The organism is Cuneatibacter sp. NSJ-177, from assembly GCF_022867805.1.
GTDB lineage: Bacteria > Bacillota > Clostridia > Lachnospirales > Lachnospiraceae > Pseudolachnospira.
Map to the genome: position 1 here is coordinate 149,004 of NZ_JALIFO010000002.1, position 14,640 is coordinate 163,643.

Here is a 14,640-nt window from a genome sequence, read left to right on the forward strand (position 1 = left end):
CCCTTCGGATTGGAAATAGCCAATTTCTCGAAAACCCCAGTAAAACCGCGGGTTCCGGGGATTGTGGATATTGTGGATTGTGTGGATAAGTGCCATTTTCCGACAAAAAATCCACAATTTTGTCAACCACTTCATTTGTTGATAAAATTGTGGATAATGTGGATAACTACTGTCCCAACAGCTTTTCCCCAACAATTACGATATCTCCGGCACCCATAGTTATCAACAAGTCACCGTTCACAGAATTTTCCAATAAAAAATTTTCGATCTCGTCAAAAGAAGGGAAATAATGGACCTCGGTCCCCCTGGCCGAAAGCCGTTCCGCCAGGTTCTTGGATGAAATTCCCAGGTTGTCAGTCTCCCTGGCCGGATAGATCTCCGCCAGGACCACCGAGTCCGCCAGAGATAAAGCGTCCGCGAACTCCTCCATCAAAGCCTTGGTGCGCGTGTACGTGTGGGGCTGGAATACACAGACGATCCGGTCCGCCTCACATTTTTTTGCCGCCAGGAGCGTAGCCCGGATTTCATCCGGGTGATGGGCATAGTCATCCACGATCGTAATGCCGCCCAGGTTCCCCTTCAGCTCAAAACGCCGGTGAGTGCCGGTAAAATTCTGGAGACCGTCCCGGATTTCTGCGAGGGACAAACCAACCTCCCTGCCCACCGCAGCCGCGGCTAAAGCATTCCAGACATTGTGTTCGCCGGGTACCGAAAGAGAGGCCGCCAGCTCCTCCCCGCCTTTTTCCTTCAGGAGGAACGAAGGGTTCGCATGGCAGTCATAGGTGATATCCCTGGCGCAGAAATCGTCTTCCGGCCTGGTTCCGACCGACCGGACCCGGCAGGACAGCCCCGCCGTGATCTCCTGATAATCCGGAATACCGCTGTCAATAATCAGAAGGCCGCCTTCCGGAATCCGCTCCGCAAACAAACGGAAGGACCGCCGGATATCCGCAATATCCTTGAAAAAGTCCAGATGATCTTCGCAGATATTTAAGATCACGCCGACGGTCGGAAAGAAAGAGAGAAAGCTGTTGGTATACTCACAGGCTTCGGTCACAAAAAGGCCGGATTTTCCCACTCGGATATTGCCTCCGATGCTGTCCAGCATCCCCCCCACCGAGATGGTGGGATCACAGCCGGCGGAAAGCAGAACCTCCGTGACCATCGAGGTTGTCGTGGTCTTCCCGTGGGTCCCGGCGATCGCAACAGCCGTCGGATAATTTCTCATCATCTGACCCAGAAGCTCTGCGCGGGTCAAAAGAGGGAGCCCCTTATTCCGGACGGCCTGAAATTCCTCATTGTCCTCGTGCACGGCCGCAGTATAGACCACCGCGTCGATGCCGTCCACAATATTGGCGGCGCGCTGCCCATAGAAAATTCTGGCCCCGTCCGCTTTCAGCTTTTCCGTCAGATCGGACTTTCTGGAATCAGAGCCGGACACCTGGAAGCCGCGCCCTAAAAGCACCTCCGCCAGGCCGCTCATGCTGATGCCGCCGATGCCGATGAAATGAATCCATATGGGTTTATTAAAATCAATCTGATACATGCCGCCACTTCCTATCGTTATTTGTAAACTTGCCGCTGCGCCCGGAAGATAACCGGGTATTTCTCCAATACCAATAATAAAACCGTCCCCAGGATTCCCACGGCTACAATTTCTCCGATCCCCACGGTAAACATTAGATAAGGCAGCAGTTCCGGAGCTCCATAGGCAGCTTTCAGCACCCACGGCACAATCAGCGTGTTGGACACAATCGGAGGCACGCAGACCAAATAACGGTACCGGCGCAGGGCATAGGAACCGAGAGCGCCCAGAAGGCTCGCCATGGTGCCGAAGATCACGTCCATCGGCACACCCCCTCCCAGAAGGTTCCCAAGGAAGCAGCCGATCGTCACTCCTGGAATCGCCGCCGGTGTAAAATACGGCAGAATCACCAGGGCTTCCGAGATCCGGCACTGGATCGGGCCAAAGGCAATCGGCGCAAACAGCAGGGTCAGCGCGGTGTAGAGCGCCGCGATCATCGCCGCCGTCGTCATGTTGCGGACAGTTTGTTCTTTTTTCATTGTTCATTCTCCTTTAGTTTTGTTTTCCGTCAGGAAGGTCTCGAACTGACGTCTATTCTAAATTCCCGAAAGGAATCAAGAAATCACATAAAATCTGTCATTCCTCTCCTTTCGGTTCGGAATGACAGTGAATGTTTTCCCGGTACAGGCCCACGATTGCTCCACAATCCTGGTAAATTCTATTCTATTCTTCCGTGTCCTCGTTTAGAACACCGGCCATATCGCTGACTACCATCTCGGTCCGGTTATAGTCCGGACGGCTGGCCTGATAGGCCTTATACTGATTGATCCCCGTCATGGCAATCGCAACCACAACAGCCACGGCAAACACAACGCCGCCTACCTTCCAAAGAAACAGTTCACGCTTTTCTTTCAGACGCTCCCGCTCTTTTTCTTGCTTACGGTTATATTTATTCTCTTTGTAGGAATCCACTTTTTCTTTGCTCATCAGAGGCTACCTCTCTTATCCACGTACTTGTACATATTTTACAACGAAAATGACGATTTGGCAAGGTTTTTCCTATTTTCCGAGGACCAGGCGCACTGCTCCGTAAATTCCCGCCTCATTGCCGAGCGTAGCCAAACGGATCTCTGCCTTCTCCGAGAGAATCTTCGTCATCTCCTCATATTTCTTCCGGATCAGGCCAACCAAAAACTCTCCTGCCGCGGACACGCCGCCGCCGATCACAAAAGCCTCCGGATCCACGATGTGGGTGACGCATGACATCGCCCAGGCCAGGCAGCCTCCCATCGCCTCCGCCACGCCGAGAGCCAGCGGATCGCCTTCCTTCGCCGCGTCCAATACATCTTTCGCGGTTAAATTTCGAATTTCCCGCAGAACGCTGGGAATCGTACTTTTTGCCATCTCCCGTTTCGCTTCCCGAACGATTCCGGTGGCGCTGGCATACTGTTCCAGGCAGCCGCGGTTTCCGCAGTTGCACGCCTCAGTCTCATCAAAGCGCACGGTCAGATGTCCGATCTCCCCTGCAATTCCGTGAGAGCCTTTTAAGATCTTTCCGTCGAAGACCGCGCCGCCTCCGACTCCTGTGCCGAGAGTGATCAGAAACATGCTGCGAAAGCCTGCGCCGCCCCCCTTCCAGGATTCTCCCAGGGCAGCCACATTGGCGTCGTTTTCACAACAGACCAAAGGAAGGCCCAGGCGGTCGCTCAGTTCTTTCGCCGGGTAGATATCCTTCACCCCAATATTTACTCCAATCTCCATCCGGCCGTCCGGCAGCAGGGAACCGGGCAGTCCCATCCCCACTCCTTTGATCTCGGAGGGCTGACCGCCGGCCTGAACCGCTTTATTCAGGATCGAGGCTGCGATGTCGTCAAAGATATATTTCCCATTCTCTCCCGTCCTGGTCGGAAGCTCCCATTTTTCCTGCAGTACGCCTTCTCCCTGGAAACGCCCCAGTTTGACCGTCGTACCTCCGATATCCACTCCAAAATACAAGCTTCTACCTCCTCTCCCCCTGTCGGCTCATTCCGGTTCCCTGCGCCCCGCAAAACCGGTCGCTGGGAACCGGAACCTCCGATCACTGCTTCATATATTTTTTCAGATCTTCCACCTTATCCAGACGCTCCCAACTTAAATCCAGATCATTCCGGCCGAAATGGCCATAAGCTGCCGTCTGGCGGTAGATCGGACGGCGCAGATCCAAGGTCTTGATGATTGCCGCCGGGCGCAGGTCAAAGTTTTCCCGGATAATCTCCACCAGGCGGGAATTCGGCAGCTTGCCGGTGCCGTAGGTGTCGATGTTGATCGAGGTGGGCGTCGCCACGCCGATGGCGTAGGAAAGCTGAACCTCGCACTTGTCCGCCAGACCCGCGGCCACCAGATTCTTCGCCACGTAACGGGCAGCATAGGCCGCAGAACGGTCCACCTTGGTGCAGTCCTTCCCGGAGAAAGCGCCGCCGCCGTGTCTCGCATAGCCGCCGTAGGTGTCCACAATGATCTTCCGGCCCGTCAGGCCGCTGTCGCCGTGGGGTCCGCCGATGACAAAACGCCCGGTGGGATTGATGTAAAATTTGGTCTTCTCATTGACCATATGGGCAGGCAGGATCGGATCAAAGACATACTTTTTGATATCTTCGTGGATCTGCTCCTGGGTTACGTCGGGATCGTGCTGGGTAGAAAGCACCACACAGTCAAGCGCCACTGGCTTTCCGCCCTCGTCGTACTCCACCGTCACCTGGGTCTTTCCATCGGGCCGCAGGTAAGGCAGCGTCCCGTTCTTTCTGACCTCGGTCAGACGGCGGGCCAGCTTATGGGCCAGGGCGATGGGATACGGCATGTATTCTTCGGTCTCATTGGACGCAAATCCAAACATCATGCCCTGATCTCCGGCGCCGTAGTTGCCGATCTCTTCCTCGCTCATCTCGTTTTCTTTGACCTCCAGGGCCTTGTCCACGCCCATGGCAATGTCCGGGGACTGCTCGTCAATGGCGACGAAAACGCCGCAGGTGTTGCCGTCAAAGCCGTATTCCGACTTGTTATAGCCGATATCCAGGACCGTCTCACGGACGATCTTCTGGATGTCCACATATGCCTTCGTGGTGATCTCCCCCATCACCACGACGAAACCGGTGTTCGTCAAAGTCTCACAGGCCACGCGGCTCATGGGATCCTGGGCCATCAATGCGTCCAGAATGGCATCGGAAATCTGGTCGCACATTTTGTCGGGGTGTCCTTCCGTTACGGACTCGGATGTAAATAAAGTTCTCTCCATCGGTTCTCCTCCTTAAAATAAAATGGGAAGAAAAAATCGAGCCCGCAAAAGCGGACTCGTTGAATATTCTTCATCGAATCCTCTTATTGTTCGATTTCTCGCTCAGGTTGGCACCTTCCATATCGCAGGGGTTGCCGTGATATCATCGATCCTTGGGTCTCCATCACTCTGAATAAGGGGCTCGTTTTCTCTCTTTACTTGTGGGTATATCATACACCTTTTTCGTGCACATGCCAATAGTTTTTTTTGAGAAATGAGGAAATTTACAAATTTTTAAGAACCAAAAATTTTGGAAGAACATAAAAAAACAAATCTTGCAGGGTATCCCCTGAGAATCAAAGGGGCTTGGCAAAGCGTTTTCCTAGAAAGCAGAAAAAGACCTCCGATTTCTCAGAGGTCTTTTTCTTCCAAGGCTGCCCTCAGCCCCGGCTTTTCAACTTATACCAGCTCCAGGATCACTTCCATCGCAGCGTCACCGCGGCGGGGTCCGATCTTGATGATGCGGGTGTAGCCGCCCTGACGGTTTGCATACTTGGGAGCAATCTCGTCAAACAGCTTTGCCGGAAGATCCACTTCCTTGGCGGCTTTCTTACGGCCAGCCAGCTCCTTCGGCATCTCGGTAACCGGATACAGAACCTTTAACATCTGACGGCGTGCGTGCAGACGGCTGGGCATATCCTTCTTGATGGTCTTTTCTTTGGTCTCGAAAACCGTGACTTTCTTGCCGTCTACGACTTCTTTGACTCTCTTTCCATCTTTATCCTTCTGAGCTACTTTGGCAGTAACCGTAACAGTCTCAAAATTGTCCTTTTCCTTTACGGCCAGGGCGATCAGGCCCTCCGCAATCTTCCGGACTTCTTTGGCTCTAGCCTCGGTGGTCACAATCTTGCCGTTGTTCAGCAAGCTGGTCACCTGGCTTCTCAGCATGGCCTTACGCTGGCTGGAAGTCCTTCCAAGCTTTCTATACTGTGCCATTTCTTCACCTCCGATTTATTCCTCACTGGGATTGAGTTCCAAGCCCAGTTCTTTTAACTTCGCCAATACCTCTTCCAGAGATTTCCGACCCAGGTTACGCACCTTCATCATATCCTCCGGAGTGCGGTTTGTCAGTTCTTCTACCGTATTGATTCCGGCTCTCTTCAGACAATTGTACGAACGAACAGAAAGCTCCAGCTCGTCGATATTCATCTCCAGAACCTTTTCCTTCTCATTGTCTTCCTTCTCCACCATAACCTCGGCGGTCTTGGCGTTCTCGGAGAGATCAATAAACAGGTTCAGATGTTCGCTGAGCACTTTCGCCGCGAGGCTGACGGCCTCGTCGGGGGCCAGCGTGCCGTTGGTATAGATATCCAGAGTCAGTTTGTCATAATCGGTGATCTTCCCGACACGGGTATTCTCCACCGTCATGTTGACGCGCTCAATCGGCGTATAAATCGAATCCACGGCGATCACGCCAATCGGAAGATCTTCCGACTTGTTCCGCTCGGCGCTGACATAGCCGCGGCCGCGCGTGATCGTAATTTCCGCGTTAAACTTGGTATCTTTTCCACCGCTGCAGGTAGCGATGACATGCTCCGGATTCATGATTTCGATGTCGGAATCCACCTGGATATCGGCCGCCGTCACGACGCCCTCTCCCTCAAACTCAATGTATCCGATCTTCGGCTCGTTGGAGTCACTGTTGTTCTTGATTGCCAGCCCTTTCAGGTTCGTAACGATTTCCGTCACATCCTCCTTGACGCCGGGGATGGAACTGAACTCGTGAAGCACGCTGTCAATCTTCACCTGGCTGACTGCTACGCCAGGCAGGGAAGACAGCATGATTCTGCGCAGGGAATTGCCCAAAGTGGTGCCATAGCCCCGCTCCAGGGGTTCTACTACAAATCGGCCGTATTTTTTATCTTCCGAAATCTCAACGATTTCGATGTTGGGTTTTTCAAATTCAAACACGATTCTACCCCCTCCTTCTGGGTTGTTGATTGTCTGGGGATGTCATAGCTCCGCTAATTATTTGGAGTACAACTCTACGATAAGCATCTCATCAACCGGAACGTCGATCACTTCTCTGGTGGGCTTCTCGGTGATAGTCACTTTCAGGTTCTCCAGATCGCTCTCCATCCAAGAAGGAGTGGTTCTGCCAGCGGTCACAGCCAGAATATCTTTATATCTCTGAGCACCTTTGTGCTTCTCTTTGATCTCAACCACATCGCCGGCCTTTACACTGTAGGACGGAATGTTCACGCATTTGCCGTTTACCAGCACATGCTTGTGGTCTACGATCTGGCGGGCTTCCATGCGGGTTCTGGCCATGCCGGCGCGGAACAGGACGTTGTCCAGGCGCAGCTCCAGGAGAACCATCAGGTTTTCGCCGACCATGCCGCGCATCTTCGCAGCACGATTATAATAATTACGGAAAGGCTTTTCCAAAACGCCGTAAATGAATTTCGCTTTCTGCTTTTCTCTCAGCTGAAGGCCGTACTCACTCATCTTCTTATTGGCTCTTTTGGGCTGTCTGTTTGACTTTTTGTCAATTCCCATGTGGATCGGGTCTAAGTCCAAAGCTCTGCATCTTTTAAGAACAGGAACTCTATTAACTGCCACTTTTTTTTACCTCCAATTATACTCTTCTACGTTTGGGCGGACGGCATCCGTTGTGAGGAACGGGCGTTACGTCCTTGATGCTCGTTACTTCCAGACCACAGGCGGACAGGGCGCGGATCGCAGCCTCACGTCCCGAACCGGGGCCTTTCACAAAAACGTCGACGGTCTTTAAACCGTGCACCAAAGCGGCTTTCGTAGCAGTTTCAGCTGCCATTTGTGCTGCATAGGGGGTAGATTTCCTTGAACCTTTAAAGCCCAGACCGCCCGCACTTGCCCAAGACAGAGCATTACCCTGCGTATCCGTAAGGGTAACAATCGTGTTATTGAAGGAGGATTGAATGTGCGCTTGTCCGCGTTCAACGTTTTTCTTGACACGCTTCTTTGTCACTTTTTTTGCAGATGACACTTTTTTTGCCATTTCTAAACTAACCTTCCCTTATGGGTTCCTTTCTAAAAAATTTCGTTAGTCGAGTTGCCAATCAGAGGATAAGCGGACTGCCTTTCCATAGTCTTTTTCCTGCACAAAAACGAAAGCCTTTTTGCACACGAAAAAGACTACGTCCAGTCCGCAAATGCCTCTTATTTCTTCTTGTTTGCTACTGTCTTCTTCGGTCCCTTGCGGGTTCTCGCGTTGGTTTTGGTCTTCTGACCGCGAACCGGCAGACCTTTTCTGTGGCGAATTCCGCGATAGCAGCCGATTTCCTGCAAACGCTTGATGTTCAGCGCAGTTTCTCTTCTCAGATCGCCTTCCACCGTGTGGTTCGCTTCAATAATTTCACGGATACGGTTTACTTCCTCATCCGTCAGATCCTTGACGCGGGTATCCGGATTTACATTCGCCTGCTCCAGGATTTTGTTAGAAGAAGTTCTTCCGATGCCGTAGATATAGGTCAGACCGATCTCGACACGCTTTTCTCTCGGTAAATCAACACCTGAAATACGAGCCATTTGTGTACTACCTCCATAAATATTTTCTATTGAATACCGGACGGACTAAGCCCATCCGTTTAGAATCGCGAAATCAACCCTGTCTCTGTTTATGCTTCGGGTTCTCGCAAATAACTCGGATACTGCCTTTCCGTTTAATGACTTTGCATTTCTCGCAAATCGGCTTTACGGATGTTCTGACTTTCATTTGCGTATCTCCTTTCAAAAAAGTGCACCAAATAGTATAGCACCTTTGTCTCTATAAAGCAAGAACTATTTTCGTTTTTCAAGGAATTTCTTTCCAATCCGTACCTGCTCTCCACGAGTGGCAGCGGACCGAACTCTTGCTCCTTCCAACCGGCCGTATTACTTATCGCGCCAGATGATCCGTCCTTTGGACAAATCATAGGGCGAAAGCTCCAGCGTCACTTTGTCGCCCGGCAGAATTCGGATATAGTGCATCCGGAGCTTGCCGCTGATGTGGGCCAGCACCTGATGACCGTTCTCCAGCTCCACCTGGAACATGGCGTTGGGTAACTTCTCCACTACGGTCCCCTCGATTTCAATCACGTCGCTTTTGGACATTCCCTGCTCTCCTTGATATAGCTTTGAATTGCTTTTTTAACTGCTTCATCGGTTCGGAGAATTTCTCCGCCCTGCTTCCGCCGGATCGGCTGCACATGTTTTTTGTTCTTGCGCTTAGGCTGCCCGATGGTTCTCAGGCGGCCATCAGCGACAAAAACAAAGCTACCTTCTTCACGGATGATAATGGAAATACTGTCCTTGTCGTGGCCTGCCAGAGACCTGACTAAATTTCCAGCGCTGTAACAATCCATCCTCCGTTACCTCTTCATGGTGAAGATTTCCGGCTCTCCCTCGGTGATCAGAATCGTGTTTTCATAATGGGCCGACAGCGCTCCGTCTGCGGTCACCACGGTCCAATCATCATCCATCCATTCCACGTCCTTGGTCCCCATGTTGATCATCGGCTCAACCGCCAGGGTCATACCCGGTTTCAAGCGGATGCCCTTGGTGTGCTGATAAAAATTGGGAACTTCCGGTTCTTCGTGGAGGTGGGTGCCGATTCCATGCCCAACCAGTTCTTCCACCACTCCATACCCGTACTTTTCAGCATATGCGGCGATCGCGTTGGAGATATCATGCAAATGATTGCCTGCTTTTGCGAACTTAATACCTTCAAAAAAGCATTCTCTGGTCACATCAATCAATTTCTGTGCCTCTTTGCTGATCTCGCCGACCGCGTGGGTCCTCGCCGCGTCGGAATGGTAACCTTTGTAGATGAGCCCCGCATCCAGGCTGACGATGTCGCCCGCATCCAGATGCCGTTTTTTGCTTGGAATTCCGTGTACAACCTCGTCGTTGACGGAAACGCAGATCGAAGCCGGATACCCGTTATAGTTGAGGAAGTTCGGGGTGCAGCCAAAGCTGCGGATGATCTCCTCGCCTAAACGGTCAATGTCCTTGGTCGTCATGCCCGGCCGGATTGCTTTGCCCAATTCATCGTGGACGATGGCGAGAAGCCTTCCGGACTCCCGCATCAGGGCAATCTCCTTTTCGGATTTAATCGTCACTGCCATGGGATTATTCCCCCAGACGGCTTACAATCGCCTGAAAAACTTCTTCCATGGGTTTGGTGCCGTCCACATCCACGACCAGTCCTTTTTCCTTATAATAATCATACAGCGGCCGGGTCTGTTCATGATAAACGGCGAGGCGCTTCTTTACGGTCTCCGGCTGGTCGTCCTTCCGGGTGATCAGCTCTTCTCCGCAGCGGTCGCAGATCCCGTCCTTTTTGGGAGGAATGTTGACCACATGGTAGCTGGCACCGCAGTTCGGGCACATCCGCCGTCCTGCCATCCGCTCTACGATGGCCTCGTCGGGCACATCCACGTTCACCGCGTAATCGATGTCGCCGCCCTTGACGCCGAGGGCCTCGGTCAGCTTCTCCGCCTGGTTGATCGTGCGGGGGAAGCCGTCCAGGATGTATCCTTTTTTGCAGTCCTCGTGATCAATGCGGTCCATGACCAGATCCACAGTCAGCTCGTCGGGAACCAGGGCTCCGGCGTCGATGAACTCCTTCGCCTTCTTCCCCAGTTCCGTGCCTTCCTTGATGTTCGCCCGGAAGATATCTCCGGTTGAAATATGGGGAATGGCATATTGATCTGCCAGCATTTTTGCCTGAGTGCCCTTTCCGGCGCCCGGAGCCCCTAACATTACAATCTTCATGAGACTGCTCCTTTCCTCATGTACCGGCAATTAGTCGTTCAAGAATCCCTTGTAGTTCCGAACCAGCATCATCGACTCGATCTGCTTTAAGGTCTCCAGGATAACGCCTACAATAATGATCAAGGAGGTTCCCAGGAAGCTCAGCGAAGAGCCGACCCCAAAGAGTCCAAAGAGCACGATCGGAACCAGCGCTACCACCATCAGGCCGACGGCGCCGATCAATACGATATAGTTCAACACATGGTTCAAGTAATCCGAGGTGGGTTTCCCCGGACGGATCCCAGGGATAAAACCTCCCTGCTTCTTCATATTGTTGGCGATCTCCAGCGGATTGAAGGAAATCGACGTGTAGAAGTAAGCAAAGAAGATCAGCAGCACAATGTAAAGCAGAAGGCCGATGCTGTAGACCGGCTCATCCAGGTTGCACCAGCTGCTCTGGCTCAATGCCTTGATAATATGGCCTGCGGTCGTGGTCGGAGCCACCGTGTTGATGCCGGCAAAGCTGGCTACCATCGACGGAATACTCAGCAGCGAAGCGGCAAAGATGACCGGGATCACGCCGGCGGTGTTGACCTTAATCGGAATATGGGAAGATTGGCCTCCCATCATCTTCCGGCCTACCATCTTCTTCGCATACTGCACCGGAACCCGGCGCTCGCCGCCCTGCAGGTAAACGACAAACAGGACCAGTCCGATCAGCAGCGCTAAAATGATCAATGTGATCACAACGCCGAGGGCGATGGACTTGCCCATAACAAAATGTTGATACAACGTCATCAGATCGCGGGGCAGACTGTCCAGGATGTTAATCAACAGGATAATGGAAATACCATTTCCGATGCCCTTGATGGTGATCTGCTCGCCGAGCCACATCAGCACCGCGCTGCCGGCGGTCATGATGATGGAGACCAGGATCACATTGTACCAGGTGTAATTGGTCAGGTAGTTGGAACCAAAACCAATCGCCATCGATACGGACTGGATGATTGCCAGAGCCACCGTCAGAAAACGGGTGATCTTAGTGATCTGCTTCCGGCCTTCAGCCCCTTCCTTTTGCAGTTCTTCCAGCTTCGGGATCGCAATGGTCAGAAGCTGGATGATGATCGACGATGTGATGTACGGGGAAATACCCAGCGCAAACACCGACATTGTCGTAAAGGAGGTTCCGGTGATGGTCGTGAAAAAGTTAAAGGCCGACGTTGTCTGGCTGTTCCACCAGGACGTCAGGTAAGCCGTATTGATTCCCGGTGTGGGAATCTGGCTGCCCAGCCGGACAATCACAAGCACCAGCAAAGTAAATGCCAGGCGCCTGCGAATGTCGGCAATTTTAAACGCATCTCGAAGGGTTTTGAACATATTATACCTCCTCGGCAGTACCACCTAACGCTTCGATTTTCTCTTTCGCTGCAGCGCTGAAAGCATTCGCCTTCACGTTCAGCTTCTTCGTCAGTTCTCCATTGCCGAGGATTTTTACACCGTCTTTCGGGTTCTTTACGATGCCTTCTTCCACCAGCTTCTCCACGGTGATCTCTGCGCCGTCCTCAAAACGCTCCAGAGCGGAAACGTTGATGCCGACGATCACCTTGGTGTTGATGTTGGTAAAGCCTCTCTTGGGAATCCGGCGGTACAAAGGCATCTGGCCGCCTTCAAAACCGGGACGGGGTGCTCCGGAACGAGCCTTCTGACCCTTATGTCCCTTACCTGCGGTCTTTCCGTTTCCGGATCCATGGCCGCGGCCTCTTCTGAAATTATCGCTGTGCTTTGCGCCTGCAGCGGGCTGTAAATTTGACAGTTCCATGGCTTACCTCCTATGCTTCTTCTACCTTAACCAGGTGCTTCACCTGCTGGAGCATGCCTCTGGTCGCTGCATTGTCCGGCAGTTCTACGGTCTTGTTGAGTTTTCTAAGGCCCAGAGCTTCCACGGTTTTCTTATGCTTGGGAATCGCACCGATGGTGGATTTCACCAATGTTACTTTTAATTTCTCTGCCATTTTCAGCTTCCTCCTATCAACCCAGAATTTCTTCTACGGATTTGCCGCGAAGCTTAGCAAACTCTTCCGGGGTCTTCAGGCTCTTCAGACCTTCGATGGATGCCAGCACCACGTTCTGCTTGTTCGTGGAACCCAGCGCCTTGGTACGGATGTTCTTGATTCCAGCCAGCTCCATGACCGCACGGGCCGGGCCGCCGGCAATCACGCCGGTACCTTCCGGAGCTCTCTTCAGCATCACGGAAGCGCTGCCGAATTTGCCGATATAATCATGAGGAATGCTGTTGTTCTCATCGATCGGAACCGTGATGATCTTCTTCATCGCATCCTCTTTGCCTTTGCGGATCGCTTCCGGAATCTCGGCAGCTTTGCCCATTCCGGCGCCTACGTGTCCATTGCCGTCGCCGACCACGACCAAGGCCGTGAACCGCATGTTGCGGCCGCCCTTGACGGTCTTGGATACACGCTTAATCGCAACTACTCTATCCTGTAATTCTAAATTGCTGATGTCAACGATTGTACGCTTCATGCTTTCCTCCTCTTAGAACTTCAGGCCGGCTTCGCGGGCTGCGTCTGCCAGTGCCTGGACTTTTCCCTGATAAATGAATCCGCCTCTGTCAAAGACAACCGTGTCGATTCCCTTTTCCAGCGCCTTCTTGGCGATGACGGTTCCCAGGTAGGAAGCCGCAGCAACATTGTTGGTTTTCTCAAGCTCTGCCTTAACATCCTTCTGAAGCGTAGACGCAGAAACCAAGGTAGTCTGAGCGACGTCATCGATAATCTGGGCATACATATGATTGTTGCTCCGGAACACGGCCAGGCGGGGACGCTCGGCCGTGCCGCGGAAACGATTACGGATTTTCAAGTGCTTTTTCACACGGATTTCCGTTCTGGATTCTTTCCTAATCATTTTTACTCGCTCCTCCTATTATTTCTTACCGGCCTTGCCGACCTTGCGTCTGATCACCTCATCCGCATATTTGATACCTTTGCCCTTGTAAGGCTCCGGTCCTCTCTTCGCTCTGATTTCCGCAGCGTACTGGCCAACTTTTTCCTTGTCAATACCCTTTACGATAATCTTGTTCTGGCCTTCGCAAACGGCTTCGATCCCTTCGGGATCCGCCATCTCAACCGGATGGGAGTAGCCCAGGGAAAGTACCAGGGTTTTGCCCTGCTTCTGAGCACGATAGCCGACGCCGTTGACTTCAAGAGTCTTCTCATAGCCCTGAGATACGCCGATTACCATGTTGTTGATTAAGGTTCTGGTCAGACCGTGAAGGGATTTCATCTTCTTCAAGTCATTGGGACGGGAAACGGTAACTTGGCCGTCTTCTACCTTGATTTCCATCTCAGCCGGAAGAACTCTCTCCAGGGTCCCCTTCGGACCTTTTACCGTCACTTTATTATTTTCTGCAACTTCTACCGTAACTCCGGCAGGAATTGCGATGGGCGTTCTACCAATACGTGACATTTCGCCTTACCTCCAAATTTATTTTCCGCCCGCATGGCCTTGCGGGCTCATTCAAAATTTCTGTATACGGGGATGTTCTTCTCGCTAGGCTCGAAACTACCTCGCCAAGCTCCAAGAACGGCCTCGCATCCGCGCTCGAAAACACCTCGCTGGATGCTTTCGGTCACCAAACAAACGCCAGAACCTCACCGCCGACATTCTGCTTTCTCGCTTCCTTGTCGGTCAGTACGCCCTGGTTCGTGGAAATGATCGCGATGCCGAGTCCGCCCAAAACCTTGGGAAGCTCTTCCGCATTCGCGTACACACGCAGGCCGGGTTTGGAAATTCTCTTCAGGCCGGTGATGATCTTTTCGTTCTTATCTGCGCCGTACTTTAAGGTGACGCGGATGGTCTTGAAGCTGCCGTCCTCCAGCAGTTCATATTTCGCAATGTAGCCTTCCTTCACCAGGATGTCAGCGATCGCAATCTTCATCTTCGAGGAAGGAATATCTACCGTATCGTGCTTCGCCGTATTTGCGTTACGGATTCTCGTAAGCATATCCGCAATCGGGTCACTCATCGTCATTTTCAGTTGCCTCCTTTACAATTTCTCTACCAGCGCCAAGTGCCG

General features: G+C 52.3%; 22 protein-coding genes and 1 riboswitch. All 22 genes read right to left on the reverse strand.

What is annotated here, in order from left to right:
* Positions 1 to 166: 166 nt before the first annotated feature.
* Entirely contained in the window at positions 167 to 1,546 is a 1,380-nt protein-coding gene (gene murC, locus MUB23_RS04750; RefSeq protein ID WP_244799198.1) for a UDP-N-acetylmuramate--L-alanine ligase, read from the reverse strand.
* A 17-nt stretch (positions 1,547 to 1,563) separates the two neighbouring features.
* Positions 1,564 to 2,064, reverse strand: a complete 501-nt coding sequence (locus tag MUB23_RS04755) for a QueT transporter family protein (RefSeq protein ID WP_244799199.1) — start codon at positions 2,062 to 2,064, stop codon at positions 1,564 to 1,566.
* Between the two features lie 184 nt (positions 2,065 to 2,248).
* The gene (locus MUB23_RS04760) at positions 2,249 to 2,512 is read right to left on the reverse strand and encodes a hypothetical protein (protein WP_244799200.1); all 264 of its coding nucleotides are present in this window, start codon (positions 2,510 to 2,512) and stop codon (positions 2,249 to 2,251) included.
* A gap of 72 nt (positions 2,513 to 2,584) precedes the next feature.
* Complete coding sequence (locus MUB23_RS04765; RefSeq protein ID WP_244799201.1) at positions 2,585 to 3,520, reverse strand: ROK family glucokinase; 936 nt, start codon at positions 3,518 to 3,520, stop codon at positions 2,585 to 2,587.
* 82 nt (positions 3,521 to 3,602) lie between these two features.
* Positions 3,603 to 4,796 (reverse strand): methionine adenosyltransferase, encoded by a 1,194-nt coding sequence (gene metK / locus MUB23_RS04770; RefSeq protein WP_244799202.1) that lies wholly within the window; start codon positions 4,794 to 4,796, stop codon positions 3,603 to 3,605.
* Between the two features lie 80 nt (positions 4,797 to 4,876).
* Positions 4,877 to 4,975, reverse strand: a riboswitch (SAM riboswitch).
* Positions 4,976 to 5,234: 259 nt separating this feature from the next.
* Positions 5,235 to 5,771 carry a bL17 family ribosomal protein gene (locus MUB23_RS04775; protein WP_280515670.1) on the reverse strand — a complete coding sequence of 179 codons (537 nt, stop codon included), beginning with the start codon at positions 5,769 to 5,771 and terminating at the stop codon, positions 5,235 to 5,237.
* Between the two features lie 15 nt (positions 5,772 to 5,786).
* Complete coding sequence (locus tag MUB23_RS04780; RefSeq protein WP_244799203.1) at positions 5,787 to 6,746, reverse strand: DNA-directed RNA polymerase subunit alpha; 960 nt, start codon at positions 6,744 to 6,746, stop codon at positions 5,787 to 5,789.
* 57 nt (positions 6,747 to 6,803) lie between these two features.
* Positions 6,804 to 7,397 carry a 30S ribosomal protein S4 gene (gene rpsD / locus MUB23_RS04785; protein ID WP_244799204.1) on the reverse strand — a complete coding sequence of 198 codons (594 nt, stop codon included), beginning with the start codon at positions 7,395 to 7,397 and terminating at the stop codon, positions 6,804 to 6,806.
* 16 nt (positions 7,398 to 7,413) lie between these two features.
* A complete protein-coding gene (gene rpsK, locus MUB23_RS04790) occupies positions 7,414 to 7,815 on the reverse strand; it encodes a 30S ribosomal protein S11 (protein ID WP_244799205.1) in 402 nt (133 codons plus the stop codon).
* Positions 7,816 to 7,976: 161 nt separating this feature from the next.
* Entirely contained in the window at positions 7,977 to 8,345 is a 369-nt protein-coding gene (rpsM, locus tag MUB23_RS04795; RefSeq protein ID WP_244799206.1) for a 30S ribosomal protein S13, read from the reverse strand.
* Between the two features lie 73 nt (positions 8,346 to 8,418).
* Positions 8,419 to 8,532, reverse strand: coding sequence for a 50S ribosomal protein L36 (rpmJ, locus tag MUB23_RS04800; RefSeq protein ID WP_244799207.1), 114 nt, complete (start codon positions 8,530 to 8,532; stop codon positions 8,419 to 8,421).
* 158 nt (positions 8,533 to 8,690) lie between these two features.
* Complete coding sequence (gene infA / locus MUB23_RS04805) at positions 8,691 to 8,909, reverse strand: translation initiation factor IF-1 (RefSeq protein WP_244799208.1); 219 nt, start codon at positions 8,907 to 8,909, stop codon at positions 8,691 to 8,693.
* Positions 8,891 to 9,160 (reverse strand): KOW domain-containing RNA-binding protein, encoded by a 270-nt coding sequence (locus tag MUB23_RS04810; protein WP_244799209.1) that lies wholly within the window; start codon positions 9,158 to 9,160, stop codon positions 8,891 to 8,893. Before MUB23_RS04810 ends, infA begins: the two co-directional genes overlap by 19 nt.
* 6 nt (positions 9,161 to 9,166) lie before the next feature.
* Entirely contained in the window at positions 9,167 to 9,922 is a 756-nt protein-coding gene (gene map, locus MUB23_RS04815; RefSeq protein WP_244799210.1) for a type I methionyl aminopeptidase, read from the reverse strand.
* A 4-nt stretch (positions 9,923 to 9,926) separates the two neighbouring features.
* On the reverse strand, positions 9,927 to 10,571 hold the full coding sequence (locus MUB23_RS04820; protein ID WP_244799211.1) for an adenylate kinase: 645 nt from the start codon (positions 10,569 to 10,571) through the stop codon (positions 9,927 to 9,929).
* A 30-nt stretch (positions 10,572 to 10,601) separates the two neighbouring features.
* Entirely contained in the window at positions 10,602 to 11,927 is a 1,326-nt protein-coding gene (gene secY / locus MUB23_RS04825; RefSeq protein WP_244799212.1) for a preprotein translocase subunit SecY, read from the reverse strand.
* 1 nt (position 11,928) lies between these two features.
* The gene (gene rplO, locus MUB23_RS04830; protein ID WP_244799213.1) at positions 11,929 to 12,369 is read right to left on the reverse strand and encodes a 50S ribosomal protein L15; all 441 of its coding nucleotides are present in this window, start codon (positions 12,367 to 12,369) and stop codon (positions 11,929 to 11,931) included.
* A gap of 10 nt (positions 12,370 to 12,379) precedes the next feature.
* The gene (gene rpmD, locus MUB23_RS04835; RefSeq protein WP_244799214.1) at positions 12,380 to 12,562 is read right to left on the reverse strand and encodes a 50S ribosomal protein L30; all 183 of its coding nucleotides are present in this window, start codon (positions 12,560 to 12,562) and stop codon (positions 12,380 to 12,382) included.
* Between the two features lie 16 nt (positions 12,563 to 12,578).
* A complete protein-coding gene (gene rpsE / locus MUB23_RS04840) occupies positions 12,579 to 13,088 on the reverse strand; it encodes a 30S ribosomal protein S5 (protein WP_244799215.1) in 510 nt (169 codons plus the stop codon).
* Positions 13,089 to 13,100: 12 nt separating this feature from the next.
* Positions 13,101 to 13,469, reverse strand: a complete 369-nt coding sequence (gene rplR / locus MUB23_RS04845; RefSeq protein WP_244799216.1) for a 50S ribosomal protein L18 — start codon at positions 13,467 to 13,469, stop codon at positions 13,101 to 13,103.
* Between the two features lie 18 nt (positions 13,470 to 13,487).
* Positions 13,488 to 14,030, reverse strand: a complete 543-nt coding sequence (rplF, locus tag MUB23_RS04850) for a 50S ribosomal protein L6 (RefSeq protein ID WP_244799217.1) — start codon at positions 14,028 to 14,030, stop codon at positions 13,488 to 13,490.
* 163 nt (positions 14,031 to 14,193) lie between these two features.
* A complete protein-coding gene (gene rpsH, locus MUB23_RS04855; protein WP_244799218.1) occupies positions 14,194 to 14,595 on the reverse strand; it encodes a 30S ribosomal protein S8 in 402 nt (133 codons plus the stop codon).
* Between the last annotated feature and the right edge of the window lie 45 nt (positions 14,596 to 14,640).